Consider the following 25,656-nt stretch of genomic DNA (forward strand, 5'->3'; position numbering starts at 1 on the left):
TGTGGGAAAGACACCCAAAACCCCCGAACAGCAGAAGTATGAAAAAATTGAAAAACAATATGAAACGAAAAGGCCGTTGTTGAAAAATGTTATAAAGGCATTTTTGGTAGGCGGAGCCATTTGCCTGATCGGGCAGGCAGTAAGTTATTTCTATATTTATTTTTTTAATTTCACTGAGCAGACTGCCGGGAATCCGACAGTCGCTACTATGGTCTTTTTCGCCATGATTCTGACTGGATTCGGCATCTACGATCACCTCGGACAATTCGGAGGTGCAGGGAGCGCAGTGCCGGTAACAGGATTTGGCAATGCAGTCATATCAGCGGCAATTGAACATAAAACAGAAGGCTATGTCCTTGGTGTAGGCGGGAATATCTTTAAACTGGCTGGTTCTGTCATTGTTTTCGGTGTTTTCTCTGCATTTGTTGTTGCGCTGATAAAGACATTATTAATCCAGTGGGGGTTGATTTGATGCTTAAAGGAGGAAGATCATGGATTTTCGAGAAGCAGCCTGCGATCTTATCAACAGGCGTCGTGGGAGGACCATTCGAAAAACAGGGTAAACTATCTGATGACTTTGACCGCTTTTTTGATGATTTATGGATGGGACAAGACTCATATGAAAAAGCAAACCGCACCCTAATTGAGGATGCAGTGCAGATTGCGCTGGACAAACAAAAACTGCAAAAAGAAGATGTCCAATTTTTCCTGACGGGCGACCTGATCAACCAGATCACTCCCTCAAGTTTTGCTGCACGCACCTTTTCTTTTCCTTACTTTGGATTGTTCGGAGCTTGTTCAACTTCAATGGAAGGGCTTGCACTTGCCGCTTTTCTGGTCAATCATCAAGGGGCGGAAAAAGTAGTGACCGGGGCCTCAAGTCATAATTCTGCAACTGAAAAGCAATTTCGCTATCCGACTGAGTACGGAGGGCAAAAGCCCCCGACTGCACAATGGACCGTAACAGGAGCAGGATATGCAGTAGTCGGCAATGGCACGGATTTCACCTCTCCAGCACCGAGGGTGACATCCGCTACAATTGGGAAAGTCATCGACCTTGGTTTATCAGATCCCTTTAATATGGGGGGGGCAATGGCACCTGCAGCAGCGGATACAATGACGGGCCATTTTCAGGATCTGGGAAGAGACCCTTCTTATTACGATTTAATCGTAACCGGTGATCTTGCAGGCATTGGCAGACAGACGGCGATGGAGCTGATGAAGGAAAACGGATACACCTTGACAGAACAGCAGTATAAGGATTGCGGACTCCTCATTTATGGAGAAGACCAGCCGGTTCAATCGGGGGCAAGCGGACCCGGCTGTTCAGCCGCTGTCCTTTATGGGCATCTGCTGAATGAAATGAAAAAAGGTACGTATAAGAGGATCCTGGTAGTCGCGACCGGCGCCCTGCTGTCGCCCCTTACCTTCCAGCAGGGAGAAACCATTCCTTGTATTGCACATGCCGTTTCCATTGAATTTGTATAGGATAGGGAGGTAGTAAACATGTTAGCGATGTTCTTTTGGTCGTTTGTTATAGGAGGAATCATCTGTGTCATCGGACAGCTATTGTTTGATGTTGCAAAAATGACACCGGCTCATACATTGAGCCTGCTCGTGGTTGCAGGTGCCATTCTTTCGGGTTTTGGGCTATACGAGCCGCTGATCGATTTTGCAGGGGCAGGGGCAACAATCCCGATTACCAGCTTCGGAAATTCCCTTGTGAACGGTGCCATGCAGGAATCACAGGAGCATGGACTTGTAGGTGTATTGACCGGGATGTTTGAAGTAACAAGTTCAGGCATTTCCGCAGCGATCGTCTTTGGTTTCATTGGGGCGCTCCTTTTTAAACCGAAGGGATAGCAGGGGGTGTATGAGATGCCGGAATATTTAGAAGTTGCAGCCAGAAGTTCATTTATCCTTCTTTCACTGTTCTTTATTACAAAGCTTCTTGGGAAAAAACAGCTGTCCAAATTATCATTTTTCGAGTATATAACAGGTATAACCGTCGGGAGTATTGCAGGAACCCTCTCGATGGATCTTGGCCTGCCGCTCAGTGAAGGCCTTATGAGTATCCTGCTTTGGTTTTCATTCCCGCTTGTGTTTTCTTTCATCTCTCTTAAAAGCAGCAAATTCAGGAGATTTGCTGAAGGGAAGCCTTCTGTTTTCATTAAAGATGGACAAATCGATGAAAAAGCACTGCGTAAAGAAAAGTATTCCGTAGATGAATTGCTTGAACAATTGAGGAAGAAAGATGTCTTCAGAGCCGCGGATGTTGAATTTGCCACGCTGGATACGAATGGAGACCTCAGCGTGATGCTGAAAAAAGAAAAACAGCCACTGGTAAAAGAAGATATATTGTCCCTTTTTAAGAGGGCCACACCCCCGCAGGCTGTGATCATTGATGGGGAAATTGATGAAGCAGCCCTGAAGGCGGTTGGGTTTGATAAGCCTTGGCTGTTAAAGGAACTGTTGAAAAGAAAGCTTGACTTCGAGGCAGTATTCCTGGCACAGGCGGACAGTGAAGGGAATTTGACCCTTGATTTGTACAATTGGACAAACACACAACAAAATTGAAAAAAGCCCATACGGAATATCCCTCACTTACATATGTTATAAGTGACTAAAGGTAAAGTGAGGTGAAGCTGAATGCCTTACGGATTTGGATATGGTGGTTATGGTGGCTGCGGATATGGCGGCTATGGCGGCGGCTATGGTTCTACTTTTGTATTGATCGTAGTCTTATTTATCTTGTTGATCATCGTCGGAGCTAGCTTCTGCTAATCATGAAGCAGAATAAAGGCAGAATCCTCTTTAAGAGGGATCCTGTCTTTTTTTCTTGGAATACTCACGCTCTCCATTTTTATACATATGATACTTATAGTTAAAAGGGAGGCGGTTTACTCATGAACAATAATTTCTTTAAAAATCTCGAGCAGAAGACAGGCGTGAATATGAACGAAGTGCTGGAGCTTGCAAACTCACTGCAAAATGCAAATTTCAAGGATGAAGCGACAGTCAGGAAAGTCATCAAACGGGTTTCGAAAATTGCCAACAAACCAGTAAATAAAGAAATGGAAGATAAGATCGTCAAGTCAATCGTAAACGATGGAAAGCAGCTGGATTTTGGGACTATATCCAATATGCTCAACAAAGGGAAGAAATAATTTTTTGAAAGAGAATGGACATAAAAGAACGTTGAGACACGTACTTTATGTTAATTCTCTTTTTATTTTTACCCGGGGTTAAAAAATGGCATCGCGGGTAAACCCATAATAAGGAGGTCATGAATATGGGCTATATCGCTCCAATTCCACACTTTCAATATAAACAATATCAAGAAAGGGAAATGAAGGTGAATAAACACCCATTCCGGTTCTTTCCCGTTCAGCCGGCCAGGGCACTGAAAAATAACCGCGAAGAAACCTTCAGTGAAGAAATGCACATATACGAGGACAATGAACACAAGAAAAATCTGTCAGCCACGAAAAGAAGACCCCAAAAGAACATGATTCCACAGGAATTATTAGCGGAAGTGACAGGAAAAGGGACCTACTTTAACGAATACGTATAAAGTAAAGGACCGCTGTCTGTGTTCACAAACAGTACGAGCCTTGCAGCATTGTACTGAAAGGATGAATGAATTGAAGCTTCAACAGTTTAATGAGAATTGCTATGCTTTCACCGGCGCCGTGAATATCGGTTATTGCCAAAAGGAAGGTAAAGGACTCCTTATAGACACCGGACTGGATGAGTCGGCAATCAAGAAAATCCTGAAAATGGTCAAACAACAAGAACTTCCTCTGGATTACTGCATCATCACTCATGCCCACGCAGACCATTTTGGCGGCGCCGCATACTTGAAGAAAGTAACCGGGATACCGCTTTACTGCCCTCCCATGGAATCAGCCATCATCGAAAATCCGCTTCTCGAACCAATTTATCTATTCAATGGCGCCAATCCGATTAAGGAATTAAGAAATAAATTTCTTGAAGGCCCTTCAGTCAAAGTAGATTTCCATATTGAATCCGGAGAGAATAGGATCGGTCCATTTATGTTCCAGGCTTTGAATCTTCCCGGCCACTCCTATGCCCAGGCAGGCTTGTTGATAGAAGATATCCTATACGCCTCAGACAGTTACTTCGGAACAGAATCTCTGGAAAAACATGTGATCCCATTTATTATCGATGCGGACCAGACCTTGGCAACATTGGAAAAACTCCTTCACATTAAATGCAAAGGAGCAATACCTGGACATGGTCCATATGAGGAAAACTTCAGCGATACCGTACGTATGAATCAAAGAGTCCATGAAGAACGGATCCATACTCTATATCAACTGATTGAAAGCAAAGGAGAAGGTGAAACCCTGGAGAGTCTGACCACACAATTCCTGGCATTACATAAACTTGATGTTAAAAACATGGGTCAGTGGCTGCTGTTCCGCACTTCCGTGACTGCTTATTTAACAAGCCTGGAACGTCAGGGGCGGATAAGGTTTTACGTAAAGGATAATGAACCCAGGGTGGCGATAGCCTGACTGTTGTTTAGTACCCTTGAACCAATAGACTTTCTCCTTCTTTCCATTCTGCAAACATGACTTCTTTATGTGATTGAAATCCATGTTTATTTATTTCTTGTATCAGCCATTCTTCTGGCTGGTGCACGATTTTTAAATTATCATAAACAATTTCACCGTCCACAATCAACGAGAGCGGAAGGCTTACTTGAGTTGGCTGGATATTCAAATCTGACCGCTGTACATTTTCGAACAAAGGTTTCTTAAGGACGCTTAATGTCCCATTTGTTTCTAATAATGCATACTCACATTCCCTTATGGAAAAAATATCCTTTGCCCTTAGTAAATGCTGAAGTTGATTTAAATCTAGATTATTTTTCTTTAACTGCTGGAAATCTATTTTTCCTTTATTGATCACTATTGCCGGAGTCCCTTCCAAAACATGGCGGAGCCTTCTGGATTTCTGTGTAATGAACTCTGTAGCAAATATTAAAAAACCCCAGATGGAAATCGCCGCAAGGATCTGCCAGACACTTACTTCGTTATCATAAAGGGAATTTCCTACCAATTCGCCCAATATCAATGCAGAAATAAAATCAAAGGCAGAAATCTGGGTGATTTGGGTCTTCCCTAAAATTTTCGTTAAAAACAAAAGGGCGAAATAGCCGACAACAAGCTCAACGGCTATTGACATGTACTCCATAATATCCCTCCCCATATATTTCTTCATTATCGTCCAGTGCAAGTACCTTTATACTTGAGTCATTTGTATTTAGATAAAAAAAGATCAATCCTCCCATATAAAGGGTGATTGATCTTTTTTGTCTTGCATGCTTGATTAAGAGATTGTTTTAATCATTGTTCTGTGTGGGATCCCTGCATCCATGAATTCCTCAGAGACAACCTCATAACCTAATCTTTCATAAAAAGGAATCGCATAGGTCTGCGCATTGAGTTTAAGTTTTGAAATGGAGCGCCCTGCAGCGTATTGCTCAATGGCCTGCATGATCTCCCTGCCTGCCCCTTTACCGCGAAGGCTCTTCAACACACAGATACGTTCCACTTTTCCGATCCCGTCCAGCAGACGGAATCTTCCTGCGCCGGCAGGCCGGTCCCCGTCATACAAAATGAAGTGGGTCGATTGATTTTCATGTTCATCGATTTCTTCTTCCAAAGGCACATTCTGTTCCTGCACAAACACGGTTTTCCTTACACTGAAAACTTCTTCAAACTGTGATTCCGATTGAGCGATTTCTACGTTCAACTGCATTAGTCCTTTCCGAGGCGGAATGTTTCATATACTGTCCATGAACCATTCTCCAGCTGATAGAGGAGATGGAAGCGGTCGACCGTTTCTTCGTGATCCACACCCAGCATGCTCAGCGAACCAAAAATATCGGAATGTTCATCGTTTGAAAGTTTTTGTGCAATCGTGATGTGAGGGACGAAAGCGAATTCAGGTTCATCGTCCAATACGTCCTGTTTATGCATGTCATGATGCAGCCCTTCCAGTTCAGGGGTAGGGTCCACTTTGAAATAAATGACATTGTTCACCGGCTGGAATGAGCTGACCTTATAAACCTTCAAGTTAAAAGGGTCATATTTTTTTGCTACGTTCCTTAATTTATCGGCGATATCTTTTATTTGATCATCATCAGCAGAGAACACATTTTTAAGGGTCAAATGCGGCGGAATCAAAGCGTAATGAGGATCGTAGCGTTTACGGTACGAATTTGCTAAATCCTGAAGCTTTTTTGATGGGAAAACGACAACACCATAGTTCATTGTCTTCAAACCTCCTCCAGATACTGTTACTTGTAAAAGCAATTAATATAAATATAGTATAGCAAATTTTTCAAAAATTTAATATAGGACGAACGAAAGGGAACTTCTCCCACTGATAATTCAGCTTTTCTAAAGTGTGGGAGAATTCACTTTCATGGCGTCTTTATGAGCATTTCACCCAAACATCATGGGAAGTGCCCGTTTCAGGTCCGGCTGCCAGTGTTTCCATGTGTGGTCACCTTCGAATTCTTCATAGAAAGTGGTGAATTTCTTTTCGTTGAACAGTTCATGGAGCTGGCGGTTTGGTGTAAGGAAGTCTTTTACTTTCCCATTGGTTGTTTTCACTTCGGTTTCTTTGGTTCCAATTACATGATAAATATTCAAAAGATGGGGATGAGCAAAGTTTTCAACTTCATCCAGTACTTTTTCATTTACAAGCGGTGATTGAAGAATGACCTTTCCAAAGGTATTGGGATATTTCAAGGCGGTCATCAGAGAAACAGTCGCCCCTAATGAATCCCCGATAAGCGCACGTCCCATTCCCATATGATAAGTCGGATAATGCTCATCAAGATAAGGGACAAGTTCATGGGCCAGGAAACGGATATAAGCGTCGTTTTCTTCTCCGTGAGGGTGATACTTTCTTCTTCTATCTTCTACATCTTTATATGGTACGCCTACAATGATCATGTTTTCTATTTCTTTGTTATTCAAAAATTCATCTGCAAGACGCGGGATCCTTCCGAGCTGGAAATAGTCCTTGCCGTCCTGCGCAATCAATATAGAATATTTATAAAGAGGAGAAAAAGTCGCAGGGAGATACACAAGCATCCTTATCTCCTCATTCAGCTCTTTACTAAAGAGGTTCAATTCATTCACAGCACCTCTGTTAACAGTCATACATAACCCTCCTGATTCTCTTCGATAACGTTTACAAAAAGATTGTATCACAATCTTTCATTTAAATCTTTCAAGCAGATTAGGATGAGAAAATTCTAAAAAATGTTATAATTCTACTATGGAAGACAAGTCAGAAAGGGGTACATACAATGCACAAGCCGATTCATTCAAAAGAAGTCACACAGGCAGCACTCCAGAAACTTCAGGACAGGGGAGTCATGATAGAAGATATCGCTGAAATCGTATATGAAATGCAGTTCCCGTACCATTCTGAGTTGGAAATGGAAGATTGTATAGACAGCGTGAAAAAAGTACTTTTGAAAAGGGAAATCCAGCATGCCATTTTAGTCGGGGTGGAATTGGACCAGCTGGCTGAGAAGAAGATGCTTTCAGAACCCCTCCAATCAATCGTCGAAACCGACGAAGGGCTTTTCGGAGTGGATGAAACGATTGCGCTTGGGGCAGCCCTTGGCTATGGAAGTATTGCGGTAACGACCTTCGGCCATTTAGATAAAAATAAGATAGGCATCATACGTGATCTTGATACTAAAAATGGCAAGGGGATTCACACCTTCCTGGATGATATTATCGCAAGTATCGCCGCGAACGCTTCTTCACGGATCGCACACAGCCTTCGGGACAAGGAAGAAAACATTTCAAGCGAAGACAAAAAACAATTTGAGGATGAAGAATTAATCGGATAAGATACCCTGATGTATAACAGTTTGACTGAATGGCCATTCAGGCCATTCAGTCTTTTTTATGTGGACATTCATCTGTTTCCAGTGAATATCCAGAGTATATAATGGAAACGCTTTATACATTTTCCATGCATTTTACAACTGAGAGTAAGGGTGAAATATAGCGCTGAATCTGATGTTGCACGGGATGGATGTGGGATGGAGGGTTTTTTTATGAAAAAAATTATAAGTTTATGTATCCTGTTTGACAAGAATGTTACAGTTTGTGATACAATTGATTACGGGAAAGTAGAAAATTTAATAGGGGGGAACAGATTATGAAAAAACGCAGTTTATTCTTAAGCACTGCCTTGCTTCTTATTCTTTCTGCCGTACTTGCGGCATGCGGAGGCGGAGCTGGCGGTGGAAGTTCCGATGGTGATGAAAAAGTAGACTTCATCGGAATCGCTACAGGAGGAACCGGCGGTACATACTATCCGCTTGGAGGTACCTTCGCAAAAATCATTGAAGATGAAACCGGGATCAAAGCTTCGGCATCCACTTCCGGTGCATCTGCCGAGAACATGGCTTCAATCAAAGATGGTAAAACTGAAATCGCTTTTACACAAACAGATATAGCTTCATATGCTTCAGAAGGTACGCAAATGTTCTCTGATAACAAAGTAGAGAATGCACGCGGTATCGCCACTTTATATCCTGAAACGATCCAAATCGTAACAACTAAGAAATCCGGCATCAAATCGGTTGAAGATCTAAAAGGGAAAGTCGTTTCAGTAGGTGAAGCTGGTTCAGGTACACTTTTGAACGCAGAACAGATCCTTGAAATCCACGGTATGAAACTTGAAGACCTTGAAGCCCGCAACCTATCTTTCGATGATTCTACAACTGGTATCCAGGATGGAACAATCGATGCGGCATTCATCACATCTGGTACCCCTACAGGAGCGGTAGAAGGACTTGCTGCGACTGAAGATATCTCAATCGTACCTGTTGATTCAGCTAAGATTGCAGAACTTATCGAGAAATATCCATACTATGCAGAGGATGAAATCCCTGCCGGTACGTACAGTAAAGTGGATGAAGCCATTACGACCGTCGCTGTACGCGCAATGCTTGTAACAAATGCAGATATCTCTGAAGATGTCATTTATGATGTAACAAAAGCAATTTTTGAAAATACAGATCAGATCACCCATGCTAAAGGAAAGCTGATCAAAGCTGAAAATGGATTAAAAGGTATGGGTATCGAATTGCATCCGGGAGCAAAGAAATATTTTGATGAAAAAGGTATTTCAGCAGAATAATTGATTCACCCCGAGATGAACAAAGGATAGGCCGCTTATCACGGTCTATTCTTTTGTTTTGAAGAAATGGAAAGGGGGAGGAGCGATGAAAAGGAAATACATGTTATGGAGCGCTCTCCTTTTTCTTATTCTCACGTCATTCATTTTTCTTCCCTTACAAACATTCCTGGTGATAGAACCAAGGGAGTACGAAGACAAACCCGCTTATTTCTCGATTAGTAAAGATCAGTCATTTTCAATCCTCTATACCCATTCCATCCACCTGTCAGAGGTAGAGGAAATCTATCGCCAAACACCTGCAAATAACATACGTCAAACAAAACTGTTATACGAAGACACAGCGATCGGAATGCCTTCCGACGCAGAAGGCCGGGAAGTATTCAGCAGAACAAAAGATGGCAGGTATGCCATTTCGAATATGGACAGGGAATTCCCGTTCATCGACATACAGATCGGACAAGTAGTGGCTAATCACCGGCTTGTCTACGACGGTGAAGTATATCCCTTGAAAGAGTATTTCAAAGAGGGGTCCATCGTTAGAATGCATTTTAAAAAAGTATCGCTGTTCAGCCAATGGAAAGGAGTGATTGTTGTTGGAAAAAGATAAAAAATTTGAGTCTCTCACTGCAGAACAACAACAAGAATTATTAGAAAAATATGATCCTGAATCTTCTACGAGAAAATTGGAGAGCGGACTGTTTAAATGGATCATATTTTTTGGTCTATTAGCATTCTCATTATTTCAATTGACGGCATCCATATTTCAATTCATACCAAGGCAATTATTACTGTCGATTCATCTAGGTTTCGCATTATCTCTAGTATTCCTTCTTTTCCCTGCAAGGAAAAAGAACTTGAAACTAAATAAGCTTGCGTGGTATGACGTCGTATTGGCGGCCATTTCCGTCTGTATCGGTGCATATTGGCCGATCATGCAGGATGATATCGTGAGCCGGGTTGGGCTTATGACCAGCCTGGATTTTTACGTCGGACTTGCAGCCATCATATTGGTTCTGGAAGCCACGAGACGTGCCGTGGGGCTGCCGATTATGATAATAGCCTCAGCCTTCCTTTTATACATGTATTATGGAAGGCAGATGCCTGGTTTCCTTGCACATCGCGGCTATGACTGGGATGACATTGTTAAAACGATGTTCTTTACGTCTGAAGGGATCCTCGGTACGCCTTTATACGTATCTGCCACCTTCATTTTCCTCTTCCTGTTATTCGGAGCATTCCTTGTCAAGACAGGAGTAGGTCAATACTTTAATGATCTGGCTGTAGCCATCGCGGGTAAACGTACTGGTGGACCGGCAAAAGTCGCCATCTTCTCGAGTGCCCTTCAAGGAACTATAAGCGGAAGCTCTGTGGCGAACGTCGTGACTTCGGGTTCCTTTACCATTCCTATGATGAAAAAAATGGGATATCGTAAAGAATTCGCCGGTGGTGTAGAAGCTGCAGCATCTACAGGAGGTCAGCTCATGCCTCCTATAATGGGTGCGGCTGCTTTCCTGATGGTTGAATTCATAGGCGGGATTTCTTACTGGGATATTGCGAAAGCCGCAGCTATTCCAGCCGTATTATACTTTACAGGAATTTGGATAATGACTCACTTTGAAGCCAAGCGACTCGGTTTGCGAGGTTTATCAGATGAAGAAATGCCGAACAAAAAAGAGGTATTGAAGAAAATTTATCTTCTGCTTCCGATACTGACTGTCATCATTTTACTCGTTAGTGGAATGAGTGTCATGAGGGCGGCGCTGTGGTCAATCGTTGCCACTATTGCAATCAGTGCCATACGAAAAGATACGAGGATCGGATTCAGGGACGCTGTGGATGCACTCGTCGACGGTGCGCGAACTGCTCTTTCTGTTGCCGTGGCAACAGCCGCCGCGGGGATCATCGTCGGGGTGGTAACAAAGACAGGATTAGGTTTGACGCTTGCCAACGGTCTTGTTGATTTGGCAGCCGACTTAACGAGCTCAGCACAAGGGAAACTGCTTCTGACTCTGTTCTTTACGATGATTGCATCAATTGTTCTGGGGATGGGTTCACCGACTACTGCGAATTATGTCATTACATCCACCATTGCTGCACCTGCCATCATCCTGCTGGGAGCACCGGAACTATCCGCACATTTATTTGTGTTCTACTTTGGGATCATTGCGGACATCACACCGCCGGTTGCGCTTGCAGCATTTGCCGCTGCCGGGGTATCCGGGGGTGAACCGATAAGGACGGGAGTCAACTCCGCAAAACTTGCCATAGCGGCGTTCATCATACCGTATATGTTCGTGCTGTCACCCGAACTGTTGATGATCGATACAACTGTCACTCAATTATTGTGGGTTGTATTTACTGCAGTGACAGGCATGATTGCCATTGGTGCAGGAATGATCGGTTATTGGTTCCGTAGACTCTTTGTGATTGAACGCTTCCTTTGTGTGGCAGCAGGACTGATGCTCATTTATCCTGAAGGGATGACTGATATCTTCGGTTTAGTATCATTCGGAGTTCTGTTGGCAATTCAATTCCTCATTAAAAGGGAAGACAAACGTCCTAAGCAAGCAACTGCATAAATGTAATAAGAGGGTGACCGATAGCGGTCACCCTCTTTTAATAGGGGAAAGGCGCTCTTTATATTTCATCGGCGGATAAGCAGCAAGGATGCAATCGAGCCGGAAAGTACGAAGCTGTTTTCGAAGGAAGCAATAGGCAGTCACAGAATCCATATTCACTTTTTTAATGATGACTTTCCGTTTCGTGGTGTTACAATGGTCGGTCATATAGATAATTTCAATCGGTGACTGTTCAGTGAGTGAACGTGTAAGAAGCTTGTTCATGCTGATCGTCCTTTCTAACGTGATACCAACAGTATATACGAACACTTGTTCTTGTATACATATAGTCTATAAATTTTTCGACAAAATATCCATAAGAATATATTGACATTACTTCAATTCGCGCTATAATAATAAATGTAGTTTAAATCGATCTGTTAGCTCAGCTGGGAGAGCATCACCTTGACAGGGTGGGGGTCGGGGGTTCAAGTCCCTCACAGGTCATCATAAAAAAAGCCGCCGTCCCATTTAATGGGACGGCGGCTTTTTTTGCTGCTCAGTACAAATTTTGCGTATAAAAAAAGCTGCAGGATTGGTGGATCTGCAGCTTCAGGCTCTTATTCGCCACTGGTCAATTCTTCTTCAAAGTAAAAGGTACCAGGATGTTCTTTGACGATATACGAATAGCGTTTCATATTTTTAACGTATTGGGATTTCAAAATCGTGACTGTTTCCCCAGTTTCTTTAATCGTAGCCGAAGATCCATTAGGAAACAAACTTTTAGTGGATTTCATATGACACTTCCTTTCAACTACTTTTATTATACCATATAATAATTCAACTATTGCCGAAAGCAATAATGATATTTAAACATCGAAAGATAAAGCAGTCAGGGGTGTCTTGAATAGTAAGTCGTCTGACTTTAAAAACTGGGCTCATGTTTACTTGCTTATTTTTTAGAATCCTGTTATTCTATAGAAGAATTATTTTTGTCCGGTATACGAGGGAAGAACAAGATTTGATTTTTCACCTGATATCGCAAGAATAGTAATACATTGTGTGCTAAGCACATTAGGAGGCATTTTTCATGGAAAATGGTAAAGTAAAATGGTTTAACGCAGAAAAAGGTTTTGGATTCATCGAAGTAGAAGGTGGAGACGATGTATTCGTACACTTCTCAGCGATCCAAGGTGAAGGTTTCAAATCACTTGACGAAGGTCAAGAAGTTTCTTTCGACATCGAACAAGGTGCTCGTGGACCACAAGCAGCTAACGTTGTTAAGAAATAATTGATTTTAAACTTCCAAAACAGGCTCATCTCTGATGGGTCTGTTTTTTTGTTATGGATAAAAAACTGAATCTTCCCAAAATTATTTCTTTTTGTGTCATTGAAGGATAAAATAAAGATAGAAACCAAAACAAAAGGGGGAATTGAAGTATGAAGATAAACGATTGCACAGCCTTGATATCAGGAGGTGCTTCCGGATTGGGGGAAGCGACTGTTAGGAGGATTGTTGAAAAAGGGGGGAAAGCTTTTATTCTTGACCTCGATGAAGGGAAGGGAATGAAACTTCAGGAGAAAATGGCCGGGAGCGTGGTGTTTCAGAAAGCAGATGTGACCAGTGAAGAAGAGGTTGCCTCAGCGATTCAACGTGCAGTCGATACTTACCAAAGCATCAATATGGTTGTAAACTGTGCGGGGATCGCCCCGCCTTCAAAGGTGGCCGGGAGAAAGGGCGTCCATTCGCTTGCACAGTTTTCTAAAGTGATTGAGATCAATTTAATCGGCACATTCAATGTCTTGCGTCTGGCGGCTCAAAGGATGCAGGAGAATGAAGAAAATGAGCTGGGTGAAAAGGGAGTCATAATAAATACTGCTTCTGTTGCAGCTTTTGATGGACAAATCGGCCAGGCGGCTTACAGTGCATCAAAGGCCGGTGTAGCAGGGATGACGCTTCCCATTGCAAGAGAGCTTGCAAGGGATGGGATCAGGGTGATGACGATTGCTCCGGGCCTCTTCCATACCCCTATGTTCGACTCCTTGCCTGAAGAGGCACGAAACACATTGGGTGAATCAGTCCCTTTTCCCAAAAGGCTCGGAAACCCTTCAGAATACGCACAGCTTGTGGAAGCGATCGTGGAGAATCCGATGCTTAATGGGGAGACGATCAGATTGGATGGGGCCATTCGCATGCAGCCCAAATAACCATTTTATCAGCAGGTACTGAATGGATAGTCATTCAGTTTACATATGCGATTGAAGGGGGAGGAAAACATGAATCACCCATATATGACAGAAGACCATGAGATATTCAGATCATCTCTTCGTAAATTCTTGCAGAAAGAAGCTTATCCTCATTACCAACAGTGGGAGGAGAACAGGCTGGTCCCGAGGTCTTTTTGGAAGCAGATGGGGGACCAGGGGTTTCTATGTCCGGATGTGGATGAAGAATACGGCGGCAGCGGTGTGGATTGGGGCTTCTCTGTCATCATCAATGAAGAATTGGAGCGGGTTGGCTCCGGTTTGATCGGGATAGGACTGCACAATGATATTGTCGTCCCCTATATCAGTGAATATGGTACTGCAGCACAAAAGAAACGATGGCTTCCCTCTTGTACAAGTGGTGATATGATAACGGCAATCGCGATGACTGAACCTGGTGCGGGCTCCGATTTGGCAGGGATCAAAACGACAGCCCGGCTGACAGGTGATCATTACATTGTAAACGGTCAAAAAACTTTTATTACAAACGGTATCCAATCCGACCTTGTTATCATTGCATGTAAAACGGATACCGGAGCTGTCCCCCCTTATAAAGGAATCAGTCTCCTGGCTGTGGAAAGGGATGCAGAGGGTTTTTCCAGGGGGCGGAAGCTTGAGAAAGTCGGACTTCACTGTCAGGATACTGCTGAACTTATTTTTGAAGACTGCATAGTGCCAAAACAAAATCTTATCGGTGAAGAGGGGAAAGGGTTCCACTATCTTATGAAGAAGCTGCAGCAGGAACGACTTGTGGTAGCTATTGCTGCCCAGGTTTCGTCTGAGCATATGTTTGCCCTTACCTTGGATTATATAAAAAGCCGGCAGGCATTTGGTAAATCAATCAGTCAATTTCAGCATATCCAATTCAATATGGCGGATATGGCTGCCGATATCGAGATGGGAAGAGCTTTTCTGGACGGGCTGATTGCAGAACATATGAGAGGGATTGACGTGAACGCTAAAGTTTCCATGGCAAAATTGAAACTTACTGAAATGTCCAGAAGGATTGCAGCAGAATGCATGCAGCTCCACGGTGGATATATGGAAGAGTATGAAATTGCAAGAAGATACAGGGATGTTCCGGTTGCCAGTATTTATGCAGGAACAAATGAAATTATGAAGGTGATCATTGCGAAGAATTTAGGCCTTTAAAGGAGGATGTTTATGAGGGAAGCAGTTATTGTTGAGGGAATCAGGTCGGCTGTCGGAAGGAGAAACGGTGCATTAAAGAACATGAGACCGGATGATCTGGCAGGTGAAATCCTTAAAGGGTTAATGAAAAAATCCGGCATTGATCCTAAATATGTGGATGATGTCATTCTCGGTTGTGTCACCCAATCAGGAGAGCAGGCTGGTGACATTGCAAGAGTTGCAGCCTTGATAGCCGGGTTTCCTATCGAGGTGCCCGGCACAACCATCGACCGTCAATGCGGGTCAGGACAGCAGTCTGTACATTTTGCTGCACAAGCGATCCTCTCCGGGGATATGGATATCGTCATTGCAGGCGGTGTGGAAAATATGTCGAGGGTGCCCATCGCATCCAACTATGGAAAAGCGGGTTTCAGTGAAAAATTAAAACAACAGCATGAAATCATTCACCAGGGTCTATCTGCAGAACGAATAGCAGAAAAATACGCGTTCAGTCGAAAAGAACTCGACCGGTTTGCATACGAAAGTCATCAAAAAGCAATTAACGCCCAAAGTGAAAATCGTTTTAAAGATGAAATCATGCCGATTGAGGTGCAATCCGAGGAAGGAGTTACGTTCTTTTTCCATAAAGATGAAGGGCCGAGGCAGGAGACTACAATTGATATCCTTTCAACATTGAAGCCCGCCTTCAAGGAAGACGGGATCATCCATGCTGGCAACTCGAGCCAAATAAGCGACGGAGCGGCAGCACTCCTGCTTATGAGCAAAGAAAAAGCAGATGAACTTGGCGTGAAAGCCAGATTCAAAGTCCACACCCGTGTCGTTACGGGTTCTGATCCCACTTTAATGTTGACCGGCCCCATACGGGCTACTAAGAAAGCTTTGGATAAATCAGGATTAACGTTAAGCGATATTGATGTATTTGAAGTGAATGAAGCATTCGCACCTGTTGCCCTTGCATGGTTGAAAGAGTTGAACGCCGACCCATCGAAGCTGAACCCGAATGGCGGTGCGATCGCCCTGGGTCATCCACTTGGTGCAAGTGGTGCACGCATCATGATTACGCTGATGCATGAGCTCGAAAGGACAGGTGGGCGCTTCGGCCTGCAGACAATGTGCGAAGGGCATGGAATGGCCAATGCCACGATTATTGAACGACTTGACTAATAGATAAGTATAAAATCCCAATTTTAAGAAAAGTGGACCGAATTGAGGTTCGCTTTTTTATTTAGCTGAACGGTCCATTCTTCTCTGAATGGGAAATTATACACATGGAAAGAATGAGACTATGAATAAAAAAATCAACGTAATGAAAAGTTTTTTTATGAAATTTTAGCATGAAAATTTATTTCGTATTATAATAGTTACGGTGAAAAAAGTTTTTTTAGCAAGGAAAGGAAGGATAATATGGCTAAACAACAAATTGGTGTTGTTGGTGTCGGAGTTATGGGGAAAAGCCTTGCTCTGAATTTTGAAAGCAGAGGATACTCAGTCGCCATTTATGATGTTACCGAGGAAAAAGTAAATGAAATCCTCGAAGAACATAGCGATAAACAATTGACAGGTACAAGCAGTGTAGAAGCTTTTACAGAGTCCCTGGAAAAGCCGAGAAAGATCGTAATGATGGTTCCGGCAGGTGAGATAACGGATAAAGCAATCGATTCCCTGCTGCCCCATCTGGATAAAGGAGATATTCTGATGGATGGCGGGAATACGTACTTTGAAGATACGATCCGCCGCAATAAAGCCCTTGATGAAAAAGGGATCAATTTCATCGGAGCGGGAGTTTCAGGCGGAGAGGAAGGAGCGCTTTATGGCCCTGCTATTATGCCAAGCGGACAGAAAGAGGCATATGACCTCTTTGAACCTTTCCTTACCGCCATTTCAGCAAAGGTAAATGGTGAAGCCTGCAGTACATATATCGGGCCGGATGGATCCGGACATTATGTAAAAATGGTTCATAACGGCATAGAATACAGCGATATGCAGCTTATTTGTGAAGCGTATTACTTAATGAAAAATGTTCTTGGCCTGGATGCACAAGAACTGCATGAGATCTTTAAAGAGTGGAATGAAGGAGAACTGGACAGCTACTTGATTGAGATAACGGCTGATATCTTCACCAAAATCGATGAAGAAACGGGTAAACCGCTGGTTGAGGTCATCCTTGACACCGCTGGCCAAAAGGGAACAGGTAAATGGACCAGTATTTCTGCACTGGACCTTGGCGTGCCTCTTTCAATCATTACGGAATCCGTATTCGCCCGCTTTATTTCAGCCATGAAAGAAGAACGGGTGAAGGCAAGCAAGATACTTAAAGGGCCGGAAAACAGCAAATTCAACGGTATCAAGGAAGAATTCATCGAGAAAATCCGAAAAGCCCTTTACCTAAGTAAGATTTGTTCGTATGCCCAAGGCTTTGCACAATTACAGTCAGCATCCAAGGAGTATAATTGGAACCTTAAGCCGGGGGAGATTGCCATGATCTTCAGAGGGGGATGTATCATCCGTGCAGGTTTCCTGCAGGAAATAAAGAAGGCTTATGACCGTGAGCCCGAATTAACAAACCTGCTGCTGGATCCTTATTTCAAGGAGATTGTGGAAAATTACCAGGAAGATGCGCGTGAAGTAGCAGCAACTGCCATTAAATTGGGCATTCCCGTCCCGGGACTCGCCAGTGCGATTGCTTATTTTGACAGCTATCGTGCGGCATCGCTTCCAGCTAATCTGCTGCAGGCTCAGCGAGATTACTTCGGGGCTCATACCTATCAGAGGGTTGATAAGGAAGGAACATTCCATACGGATTGGTTAAAAAAATAGTCCCATGACCATAAAAGCCGCGGTACAATCATGGTTGTACCGCGGCTTCTTTATGTTTATAGAAAAATCCCTGGAATTGTGAAATTGGATATTTCCGTCCGTTTACTCTTCGCTTGAAGAATCATCTTTTGTATGGTGTTTCTTTTTTTCTTCCCGCTGTTCTTTCTTTAAGTCTTCGAGCGGGATCGGGTCTACATTTTGTTCACTTTCATGCTGGTCGAGAATGCCTTCTTCGTCTTTGTTCACTTGTTCGGGATGATCATTTGATCTCTTGTTCATGGTTTCATCTCCTTTGTTTTTAAAATCCGCTGTTGATTTCCTTGCAAGACTTCGCTTTCCGCGGGCGGCCGGTGAGCATCCCTTGACAATTGGGGTAACTGTCTAGCTGCAGGGCTTAGAGGCACTTGTCATAAGTCAAACCGGCCAAGAAGGCAAAGAACGCCTTCCAGGCCGATTCGCCTTATGCCACAAACCTCTATTCAAAGCCCTTCCGCTTTACGGATAGGATTCTTCGTCCTGCACTCCAATCAACAGCTGGAAATACTTTAATAATAAGCTTGAACGGTGTCGTATAATGGTATGATAAACTTTACCCAACTGAATGAAGAAAAAACGTGATAAATAAAAAAGAACAAACCCGCTTTGGGTTTGTTCTGATAGGATATTATATTTTAACGTCAACTTTGGCGTTTTTCTTCAGGTCTTCTACGTGTTGAACGAGTTTTTCCTGTTTCTTTTGCTGTTCGAGCTGCTGTTTGATTTGCGGCTTGACTTCCTCAAATTTTGGTGCTTTTTGATCTTTGCCTTGCTGGCTAGCGAACTGATCATAGAATTTCTTCATTTCATCTTCAGTCACTTCATCGACTTTTATTTCTTTTTCCACGTAGTTGGTGTATTTGATGTTTTCAGCAACCTGGGTTCTTAATTCTTTCATTGAGAAGCCAGCTTCTTTCATTGCCTTTTCAAATTCTTTTTCGTCCTTGTACTGCTTTTTAACCTGATCAAGCTGTTTGTCTATTTCTTCTTCACTTGCTTTGTACCCTTTCTTGTCAGCTTGCTGCATGAGAAGGGTTTGACCTACAAGACTGTCGATTGTTTGTTTCTTGATTTGTTTGGAAGCTTCTTTAGTGGTTGGGTCTTGTCCCATTTGCTGTAATTGCATTTGAGAGGAAGTAAGAATGTTATTGTAATCCTCACCCTTGAGTTCCTCGTCATTCACGACGGCAACGACCTTGTCTTTGTCCACTTTTTGTTTATCCATTTTCTTTTGCATTTCTTCCATTTGTTTGGCTTGCTCTTGTTGATCCTTGCTTTTTTCTTCGGTTTTTGGTTTATCCTCAGACTGCTTCGCTTTATCTCCATTCCCACAGGCAGCCAAAGCAATCGCCATAATTGTTATCAATAAAGCACTCATTAACTTCTTCATATTATTTTTCTCCTTTCAAAAGAGGGGATTTAAAAAAATCACTTAATGCGCATTTTATATGATTACTAAGTAAAAATAAACCTTTTTGTCTGATTTAATCACTTTGTAACAACCATGAAATACAAGATTTTGTTAGTTTTAACTGGCGCTTAAAGCTTTATTCAGCCGGTCATGAAAAAAAGAGGCTGCTTACGATGGGAGATCCCGTGTAAGCAGCCCGTCAAATATTGGGGACCAAAGAATACTGTCAAACAACCTTCTAATAGGATTATAGGATTTATAAGCAAGTTGCTCAAACGACAAATACTGATGTAATCTGGCTTTACCATACATATTAGCTCTCAATTCTGGGGTGTTCGTGCATTTTTAAAGAAAAAGATAATTATAAGCATATTTGATTTATACCTCATCTAAATTGAAAAAGAGTGCCGATTCCTTCTTGAAAAATCTATTCAATTAAATTATGATGAATAAGAACACAATACTTTGTGTTTTGATTAATTAAGATAACTATATATTGATTAATTCAATGAAATCTGTAAATACGGTGTCTATGAAGACTTAATAGGGAATCTGGTGTAAATCCAGAACTGTCCCCGCAACTGTAAGTGATGACGAACTAAGGAATGTCCACTATCTATATAAGATGGGAAGGCCTTATAGTAGGATGAAGCACGAGTCAGGAGACCTGCCGTATTTATCACGTACAATCTTCTTCGGGAATTGGGAGGATATGCGAGGATAGAATAATAGAGTTTATACATATGTCTGTTATTTCATATCATCGTTATATTCAGGGCCGGTCCAATAGAGGACGGGCCTTTTTATTTTCTCTTACGAAGGCGTATTGTACGGATGGATTAATCAGATACGGGAGGAAAGATTAACATGACTATGATCCAAACAGCAAAAACAACAACAGCCGAGAAACTCTGCCGCAAGCTGCAGGAAGAGTTCCCGCAGCTGGATTTGACAGATTTTCACGAGAAAATAAATGGACTTCTCCAGGTGAAAATGGGACTCTCGTATGATCAACTCTATCATCAATCAATCTTGTCGGCTGTTGAAAGGATATCTGATGAAGCACCGGACTGGACGTATGCGGCTGCTTATCTTTATTTAGAAAAACTCTATCTTGCCAGCAGCCGGTCAAGAGGGCTGGATCCCGCAAAACCTTATCGTTCGTTTTTTGACTTGATACAAGAGCTTATCGATCAAAAACTATACGACCCCCGCCTGCTGGAGGCGTACAGCCGGGATGAGATCAAGCAGCTGGAGTCATTATTGGATCCCTCGAAAGACAAGCTGTTTACCTATATCGGCATTGTTACCCTTACAGAGCGTTACTTGACGAAATCTCATGACGGAAGGGTTTACGAACTTCCCCAAGAGAGATTTATGATTATTGCCATGACCCTTTTGATGGATGAGGCTAAAGGAAAGCGGTTTTCACTGATAAAAGAGGCGTATTGGGCACTTTCCAATCTGTATATGACCGTCGCCACACCTACTTTGGCAAATGCGGGTAAAAGTTACGGTCAGCTTTCCAGCTGTTTCATTGATACGGTAGAGGATGATTTGAGAAGTATCTTTGACAGTAACACGGATGTGTCGACTCTCAGTAAAAATGGAGGCGGTCTTGGCATCTACTTAGGGAAAGTCCGCAGCAGGGGCAGTGATATCAAAGGATTTAAAGGTGTGAGCTCGGGAGTCATTCCCTGGATGAAGCAGCTTAACAATACTGCCGTTTCAGTCGATCAGCTCGGTCAGCGCCAGGGAGCGATTGCCGTCTATCTCGATGTGTGGCACAAGGACATTCATTCTTTCCTCGACGTACGGTTGAACAATGGAGATGAGCGGCAGCGTACACATGATTTGTTTACCGGAGTCTGCCTTCCGGATCTATTTATGGAAGCTGTGGAAAACCGTGACGAATGGCATCTCTTCGACCCCCATGAGGTAAGGAGTGTCATGGGGTTCAGTCTGGAAGACTACTATGATGAAAGAAAAGGGGAAGGGTCTTTCAGGGAGAAGTACATGGAATGTGTGGAGCATTCGGGACTGTCTAAAAGAACAGTTCCTGCAATTGACATTTTTAAGCGGATCATGATTTCCCAGCTGGAAACAGGCACACCTTTCATGTTCTACCGTGATTCCGTTAACCGCCAGAATGCCAATAACCATAAAGGGATGATTTACTGCAGCAATCTCTGTACCGAGATCACCCAGAATATGAGCCCTTCTTATATAGAGGAAGAAAGGGTAGAAGACGGAAGGATCATTACATATAAACATCCCGGTGATTATGTTGTATGTAATCTTGCATCCCTTTCACTGGCTAAAGTTGTCAGGGACAATGTGCTGGCAAGAACCATCAAGACAGCCGTAAGGCTCCTTGATAATGTCATCGACCTTAATGAAATCCCGGTGCTGCAAGCACAATTGACTAACAAGCGTTACAGAGGGATAGGCCTTGGGACGTTTGGCTGGCATCATTTATTAGCCATAAAGGGAATTCGCTGGGAAAGCGATGAAGCAGCGTCTTACTGTGATTCCCTCTATGAAGAGATTGCTTATCACACGATTGAGGCAAGCATCGACCTTGCCAAGGAAAAAGGCGCATATCCTTACTTCCCGGGTTCAGAGTGGGAGACTGGCCTTTATTTTGATAAAAGGGGCTATTGTGATACTCATTGGGACTCATTAAGGAAGAAAGCAGCTGCAACCGGAGTGCGCAACGGGTACCTTATGGCAGTGGCGCCTAACTCGTCCACTTCACTGATCGCCGGATCCACCGCGAGTATAGATCCTTTATTCAGACAGCTCTATTCTGAAGAGAAAAAGGATTATAAAATCCCGGTGACCGCACCGGACCTTTCAGCCGAAACGAAATGGTATTACAAAACGGCTTATTATATTGATCAGCATTGGAGTATAAAACAAAACAGCAAAAGACAGAGGCATATCGACCAGAGTATCTCATTCAATCTCTATGTAAGAAACGACATCAAAGCGAAAGACCTTTTGCTCCTTCATCTTGATGCCTGGAAATCGGGATTGAAGACTACTTATTATGTAAGATCCACATCAGGCTCTGTTCTTGAAGAATGTGAAAGCTGCCACAGTTAAAAAAGGAGGATTTGAAAATGACCATACTGAAAAAAAGAGAACTGCTTGATTCGGAGTCGCCAAATAAATCTACCTCCATCATTAATGGGCGGAGCTCAAATGTCTTAAACTGGGATGATGTGCGATTTTCATGGGCATATCCAAAATATAAAAGAATGCTGGGGAACTTCTGGACTCCCTTTGAAATTAATATGAGCAAGGATATCAATCAATTCGAAACACTCTCACTGAAAGAACAGGATACTTTTCTTAAAGTCATCGGTTTATTGGCGCTCCTTGATAGTGTGCAGACTGACTATGCCGGAAAAGTAGCCGACTTCTTGACGGATTCCAGTTTGAATGCGCTGATGATCATCCTTGCACAGCAGGAAGTCATTCATAATCATTCATACAGTTATGTGCTCTCGAGTATAGTGCCAAAGCAGAAACAGGACGAAGTATTCAATTACTGGAAAACGGAGCCAGTCCTAAAGGAGAGGAACGCGTTCGTTGTGAATGGATATAAGGATTTTGCTAAAGCACCAACTATTGAGAATCTGTTAAAATCGATCATTTATGATGTCATCTTGGAAGGGTTGTTTTTTTACAGCGGGTTTGCGTTCTTTTATAACCTTGCCAGAAATCAAAAAATGGTTGCCACGAGTACGATGATCAATTATATCAATCGTGATGAACAGCTTCATGTCGGCTTGTTCGAAAAGATCTTCAAAGAAATACTGGCGGAATATCCATCTTATCAAACGGGTGAATTGATGGAATTTGGCCGGAAGACATTCTTGAAAGCTGCGAATTTGGAAATCGAATGGGCCCGGGAAATCATCGGGGATGAAATTGACGGGCTGCTGATGACCGAACTTGAGAGCTATATAAAATTCATGGCCAACAAGAGGGCGAAGCAGCTCGGATTTGAACCGCCTTTTGAAGGATATCAGACGAATCCGTTAAAGTGGATCATAGCATACCAGGAAGTGGACCTCGGTAAAACGGATTTCTTTGAGCAGAAATCCAGGCAGTATACAAAAACCACCGATGTGAATGGATTTGATGACTTGTAAAGCACGTTAGTAAACTTTTTCCATTCAGCTCTCTCTATTAAGTTTAAGCATCTCTTTAACGGGAATATAGAAACTACAGTAAAGAGAGGAGAGATTTAACAAATGGCGAATCAATCTACAGACAAAGTGGAAAACAAAGTGGACAACACACTATCACGTATGTCAGAAGATAAAAAAGAGGATATTCTCTCAAACTTCGATCACTTCAAAGAATACTTAGGAAACAAAGTGTCACTGGCAGATAAGCTGGGTATGAATGAGGAACAGCAGGCTAAAGCTGCCCAGAAAGTAGGGGATTATCTTGCTGCGCATGAAGAACCTAAAAACAGGGAAGAAAAACTGCTGTATGAACTGTGGAAAGCAGGTAATGAAGACGAGCAGCATATGCTTTCCCATATGCTGGTAAAACTTGTACATTCAGAATCTTAATCATAAAAAAGGCGCTTCTCAGATGAAGCGCCTTTTTTATGGGTGAAATATAGTGTGCTCGAGAACTCGGGCAGGATGGTTCCAGTGATTCAATCCTGAATCATGACCGTTTCTTCGAGTTCAATGTCTACATTCCCTTTGACCGCCCGTGAGATCATACAAGACTGCTCTGCTTTAACCGCTAATTTTTTTCCGGCAGCCAGTTCTTTTTCCGTACACCCTTTGGATAGGACAAGTATCGGTCGATGAATGATTTTCTTATAGGTGATGACACCTTTCTCAACCTCCACGATTCCTTCAGATTCCATCGTTAAAGAGGCTTTGGGTATCCTGCTTCTTTCAAGCATCGCTGCCAACGTGATGATATAACAGGTTGCTGCCGCACCAAGAAGCATCTCATCAGGATTTGTGCCTGTTCCGGGACCATCCATTTCAGGAGGGATGGAGATTTCAGTGTTAAGGGTGGTGGAGGTCAGTGTCCCGACGTCATTTCTCAGGCCCGGCCAATCTGTCTTGATGTAGAAAGAATGAGTATTCATTTGACCTTACTCCTTTTTAATCTATTATAAGACAAGGATACTCTACTGCATGGAGATTCAACAAGAAAAACGGACTCCATTTTCATGAGGAGTACGTTATAAGCTGGTCCTGACGTTCCAGAGCTCAGGGAAGAATTGATGATCAAGGACCTTCTTCAGATAACTTACCCCGCTTGAGCCGCCGGTCCCTTTTTTATGGCCTATTATTCGTTCCACTGTTTTCATATGACGGAATCGCCACTGCTGCAGCCAATCTTCCAAGTCGATCAATTTTTCCGCCAGTTCATATAAATCCCAATATTTATCAGTGCTGCGGTATACTTCCGTCCAGGCTGCCAATACAGAATCATTCTCTTTATATGGTTTAGTAAAGTCCCTATGTAAAACATCTTCATCAATGGGGAAGCCTGCTTTTGAAAGAGCGTGTATGGATACATCGTACAACGAAGGGGATTTGTATGCTTCTTGCAGATGTGTTAATAATTTAGGATCTTTTTCATAAATCTTTAGCACATGAGGAGTTTTATACCCCAAGGCAAATTCAATCATCCGATACTGATAGGATTGAAATCCTGAAGCCTGTCCCAAGTCATCTCTGAATTGAATGTATTCAGAAGGGGTGAGGGTCGACAATACATCCCACGCATGGATGATCTGCGACTGTATTTTCGATACGCGGGACAGCATTTTGAATGCTGGAGAAAGTTCACCTGCTTCAATGGATGCTATGCTTGTTTTCAGTTCATGCAGGATCAACTTCATCCATAATTCACTGACCTGATGAATGATAATGAACAGCATTTCATCATGGTGGCCGGATAATCGCTTCTGGCTGGATAGCAATGTGTCCAGGTGCAGGTAATCTCCATAGGTCATGTTATTGATGAAATCGGTATTAACACCTTCATTTCCTACAGAATTCGTTTGTTCTTCCTTCTTTGACACGGTCATCTTCCTTTCGAAATAGCCTTAGTTAGTATGTGGAAACGCTTACTATTAAAACTTCTAGATAATCAAGAGAAATCCTTTTTTCAGATGTAATTGAAGCAGCTTGGGAAGCTTGCCTCACCGATATT

30 protein-coding genes, 1 tRNA gene and 1 riboswitch are annotated in these 25,656 nt (G+C 42.8%); of the genes, 21 read left to right on the forward strand and 10 right to left on the reverse strand.

Features of this window, described 5'->3' with window-relative positions:
* Window position 1: 1 nt before the first annotated feature.
* The 8 genes from spoVAC (at window position 2) to AS034_RS09005 (ending at window position 4,541) form a co-directional block, all read left to right on the forward strand.
* Window positions 2–472, forward strand: coding sequence for a stage V sporulation protein AC (gene spoVAC, locus AS034_RS08975; RefSeq protein WP_058298266.1), 471 nt, complete (start codon window positions 2–4; stop codon window positions 470–472).
* Entirely contained in the window at window positions 472–1,488 is a 1,017-nt protein-coding gene (gene spoVAD, locus AS034_RS08980) for a stage V sporulation protein AD (RefSeq protein ID WP_058298267.1), read from the forward strand. The genes spoVAC and spoVAD overlap by 1 nt, the downstream gene beginning before the upstream one ends.
* Window positions 1,489–1,506: 18 nt before the next feature.
* Entirely contained in the window at window positions 1,507–1,863 is a 357-nt protein-coding gene (gene spoVAE / locus AS034_RS08985) for a stage V sporulation protein AE (protein WP_032089122.1), read from the forward strand.
* Window positions 1,864–1,878: 15 nt separating this feature from the next.
* Window positions 1,879–2,577, forward strand: a complete 699-nt coding sequence (locus tag AS034_RS08990) for a DUF421 domain-containing protein (protein WP_058298268.1) — start codon at window positions 1,879–1,881, stop codon at window positions 2,575–2,577.
* Window positions 2,578–2,649: 72 nt separating this feature from the next.
* On the forward strand, window positions 2,650–2,784 hold the full coding sequence (locus AS034_RS22325; protein ID WP_074439985.1) for a YjcZ family sporulation protein: 135 nt from the start codon (window positions 2,650–2,652) through the stop codon (window positions 2,782–2,784).
* 122 nt (window positions 2,785–2,906) lie between these two features.
* Entirely contained in the window at window positions 2,907–3,167 is a 261-nt protein-coding gene (spoVIF, locus tag AS034_RS08995) for a sporulation-specific transcription regulator SpoVIF (protein WP_032089120.1), read from the forward strand.
* A gap of 125 nt (window positions 3,168–3,292) precedes the next feature.
* Window positions 3,293–3,574, forward strand: coding sequence for a hypothetical protein (locus tag AS034_RS09000; RefSeq protein ID WP_058298269.1), 282 nt, complete (start codon window positions 3,293–3,295; stop codon window positions 3,572–3,574).
* A gap of 70 nt (window positions 3,575–3,644) precedes the next feature.
* Entirely contained in the window at window positions 3,645–4,541 is an 897-nt protein-coding gene (locus AS034_RS09005; RefSeq protein WP_058298270.1) for an MBL fold metallo-hydrolase, read from the forward strand.
* A 7-nt stretch (window positions 4,542–4,548) separates the two neighbouring features.
* On the opposite strand, the gene AS034_RS09010 is transcribed toward AS034_RS09005, so the two are convergent.
* The 4 genes from AS034_RS09010 to AS034_RS09025 all read right to left on the reverse strand — a co-directional run bounded on the left by AS034_RS09010 (window position 4,549) and on the right by AS034_RS09025 (window position 7,205).
* Window positions 4,549–5,223: a DUF421 domain-containing protein gene (locus AS034_RS09010; RefSeq protein ID WP_176716089.1), complete on the reverse strand. Its 675-nt coding sequence runs from the start codon at window positions 5,221–5,223 to the stop codon at window positions 4,549–4,551.
* A gap of 135 nt (window positions 5,224–5,358) precedes the next feature.
* On the reverse strand, window positions 5,359–5,784 hold the full coding sequence (locus tag AS034_RS09015) for a GNAT family N-acetyltransferase (protein ID WP_058298724.1): 426 nt from the start codon (window positions 5,782–5,784) through the stop codon (window positions 5,359–5,361).
* A gap of 5 nt (window positions 5,785–5,789) precedes the next feature.
* Window positions 5,790–6,305, reverse strand: coding sequence for a YjcG family protein (locus tag AS034_RS09020; protein WP_032089117.1), 516 nt, complete (start codon window positions 6,303–6,305; stop codon window positions 5,790–5,792).
* Window positions 6,306–6,479: 174 nt separating this feature from the next.
* Window positions 6,480–7,205, reverse strand: a complete 726-nt coding sequence (locus tag AS034_RS09025; protein ID WP_032089116.1) for an alpha/beta hydrolase — start codon at window positions 7,203–7,205, stop codon at window positions 6,480–6,482.
* Between the two features lie 149 nt (window positions 7,206–7,354).
* On the opposite strand from AS034_RS09025, the gene AS034_RS09030 reads away from it, so the two are divergent.
* The 4 genes from AS034_RS09030 to AS034_RS09045 all read left to right on the forward strand — a co-directional run bounded on the left by AS034_RS09030 (window position 7,355) and on the right by AS034_RS09045 (window position 11,789).
* Window positions 7,355–7,909 carry a phosphatidylglycerophosphatase A family protein gene (locus AS034_RS09030; RefSeq protein ID WP_032089115.1) on the forward strand — a complete coding sequence of 185 codons (555 nt, stop codon included), beginning with the start codon at window positions 7,355–7,357 and terminating at the stop codon, window positions 7,907–7,909.
* 314 nt (window positions 7,910–8,223) lie between these two features.
* Complete coding sequence (locus AS034_RS09035; protein ID WP_032089114.1) at window positions 8,224–9,210, forward strand: TAXI family TRAP transporter solute-binding subunit; 987 nt, start codon at window positions 8,224–8,226, stop codon at window positions 9,208–9,210.
* Between the two features lie 85 nt (window positions 9,211–9,295).
* Window positions 9,296–9,817 (forward strand): DUF1850 domain-containing protein, encoded by a 522-nt coding sequence (locus tag AS034_RS09040; RefSeq protein WP_058298271.1) that lies wholly within the window; start codon window positions 9,296–9,298, stop codon window positions 9,815–9,817.
* Window positions 9,804–11,789, forward strand: coding sequence for a TRAP transporter permease (locus AS034_RS09045; protein WP_058298272.1), 1,986 nt, complete (start codon window positions 9,804–9,806; stop codon window positions 11,787–11,789). Before AS034_RS09040 ends, AS034_RS09045 begins: the two co-directional genes overlap by 14 nt.
* 27 nt (window positions 11,790–11,816) lie before the next feature.
* On the opposite strand, the gene AS034_RS09050 is transcribed toward AS034_RS09045, so the two are convergent.
* Window positions 11,817–12,053 (reverse strand): hypothetical protein, encoded by a 237-nt coding sequence (locus AS034_RS09050; RefSeq protein WP_058298273.1) that lies wholly within the window; start codon window positions 12,051–12,053, stop codon window positions 11,817–11,819.
* A 149-nt stretch (window positions 12,054–12,202) separates the two neighbouring features.
* Between AS034_RS09050 and AS034_RS09055 the strand changes: the two genes are divergently transcribed.
* Window positions 12,203–12,275 (forward strand) — tRNA-Val (locus AS034_RS09055).
* A 113-nt stretch (window positions 12,276–12,388) separates the two neighbouring features.
* Here the strand turns inward: AS034_RS09055 and AS034_RS22955 are convergent.
* Window positions 12,389–12,565 carry a hypothetical protein gene (locus AS034_RS22955; protein WP_169792807.1) on the reverse strand — a complete coding sequence of 59 codons (177 nt, stop codon included), beginning with the start codon at window positions 12,563–12,565 and terminating at the stop codon, window positions 12,389–12,391.
* Window positions 12,566–12,858: 293 nt separating this feature from the next.
* Here AS034_RS22955 and cspD point away from each other — a divergent pair, with 293 nt between their 5' ends.
* The 5 genes from cspD (at window position 12,859) to gndA (ending at window position 18,002) form a co-directional block, all read left to right on the forward strand.
* The gene (gene cspD, locus AS034_RS09060; protein ID WP_032089110.1) at window positions 12,859–13,059 is read left to right on the forward strand and encodes a cold-shock protein CspD; all 201 of its coding nucleotides are present in this window, start codon (window positions 12,859–12,861) and stop codon (window positions 13,057–13,059) included.
* 149 nt (window positions 13,060–13,208) lie between these two features.
* A complete protein-coding gene (locus AS034_RS09065; protein ID WP_058298274.1) occupies window positions 13,209–13,976 on the forward strand; it encodes a 3-hydroxyacyl-CoA dehydrogenase in 768 nt (255 codons plus the stop codon).
* Between the two features lie 69 nt (window positions 13,977–14,045).
* Window positions 14,046–15,185, forward strand: coding sequence for an acyl-CoA dehydrogenase family protein (locus AS034_RS09070; RefSeq protein WP_058298275.1), 1,140 nt, complete (start codon window positions 14,046–14,048; stop codon window positions 15,183–15,185).
* Between the two features lie 12 nt (window positions 15,186–15,197).
* Window positions 15,198–16,349, forward strand: coding sequence for a thiolase family protein (locus tag AS034_RS09075; protein ID WP_058298276.1), 1,152 nt, complete (start codon window positions 15,198–15,200; stop codon window positions 16,347–16,349).
* 240 nt (window positions 16,350–16,589) lie between these two features.
* Window positions 16,590–18,002 carry an NADP-dependent phosphogluconate dehydrogenase gene (gene gndA, locus AS034_RS09080; protein WP_058298277.1) on the forward strand — a complete coding sequence of 471 codons (1,413 nt, stop codon included), beginning with the start codon at window positions 16,590–16,592 and terminating at the stop codon, window positions 18,000–18,002.
* A 102-nt stretch (window positions 18,003–18,104) separates the two neighbouring features.
* Here gndA and AS034_RS22960 read toward each other — a convergent pair whose 3' ends face one another.
* Together AS034_RS22960 and AS034_RS09085 are read right to left on the reverse strand one after the other, a co-directional pair.
* Window positions 18,105–18,281, reverse strand: coding sequence for a hypothetical protein (locus AS034_RS22960; protein WP_169792808.1), 177 nt, complete (start codon window positions 18,279–18,281; stop codon window positions 18,105–18,107).
* Window positions 18,282–18,666: 385 nt separating this feature from the next.
* Window positions 18,667–19,428, reverse strand: coding sequence for a SurA N-terminal domain-containing protein (locus AS034_RS09085; protein ID WP_058298278.1), 762 nt, complete (start codon window positions 19,426–19,428; stop codon window positions 18,667–18,669).
* Window positions 19,429–19,956: 528 nt separating this feature from the next.
* A riboswitch (cobalamin riboswitch) is annotated at window positions 19,957–20,138 on the forward strand.
* Between the two features lie 184 nt (window positions 20,139–20,322).
* Between AS034_RS09085 and AS034_RS09090 the strand changes: the two genes are divergently transcribed.
* The 3 genes from AS034_RS09090 to AS034_RS09100 all read left to right on the forward strand — a co-directional run bounded on the left by AS034_RS09090 (window position 20,323) and on the right by AS034_RS09100 (window position 24,041).
* The gene (locus AS034_RS09090) at window positions 20,323–22,557 is read left to right on the forward strand and encodes a ribonucleoside-diphosphate reductase subunit alpha (RefSeq protein ID WP_058298725.1); all 2,235 of its coding nucleotides are present in this window, start codon (window positions 20,323–20,325) and stop codon (window positions 22,555–22,557) included.
* A 17-nt stretch (window positions 22,558–22,574) separates the two neighbouring features.
* Window positions 22,575–23,612 (forward strand): ribonucleotide-diphosphate reductase subunit beta, encoded by a 1,038-nt coding sequence (locus AS034_RS09095; protein ID WP_032089104.1) that lies wholly within the window; start codon window positions 22,575–22,577, stop codon window positions 23,610–23,612.
* Window positions 23,613–23,714: 102 nt separating this feature from the next.
* Complete coding sequence (locus AS034_RS09100; RefSeq protein ID WP_058298279.1) at window positions 23,715–24,041, forward strand: DUF3243 domain-containing protein; 327 nt, start codon at window positions 23,715–23,717, stop codon at window positions 24,039–24,041.
* Between the two features lie 89 nt (window positions 24,042–24,130).
* Here AS034_RS09100 and AS034_RS09105 read toward each other — a convergent pair whose 3' ends face one another.
* Both AS034_RS09105 and kynA read right to left on the reverse strand, forming a co-directional pair.
* The gene (locus AS034_RS09105) at window positions 24,131–24,580 is read right to left on the reverse strand and encodes an OsmC family protein (RefSeq protein WP_058298280.1); all 450 of its coding nucleotides are present in this window, start codon (window positions 24,578–24,580) and stop codon (window positions 24,131–24,133) included.
* A gap of 96 nt (window positions 24,581–24,676) precedes the next feature.
* Window positions 24,677–25,525, reverse strand: a complete 849-nt coding sequence (kynA, locus tag AS034_RS09110; RefSeq protein WP_272867401.1) for a tryptophan 2,3-dioxygenase — start codon at window positions 25,523–25,525, stop codon at window positions 24,677–24,679.
* Window positions 25,526–25,656 lie beyond the last annotated feature (131 nt).

The organism is [Bacillus] enclensis, from assembly GCF_001456935.1.
Lineage (GTDB): Bacteria > Bacillota > Bacilli > Bacillales > Bacillaceae_B > Rossellomorea > Rossellomorea enclensis.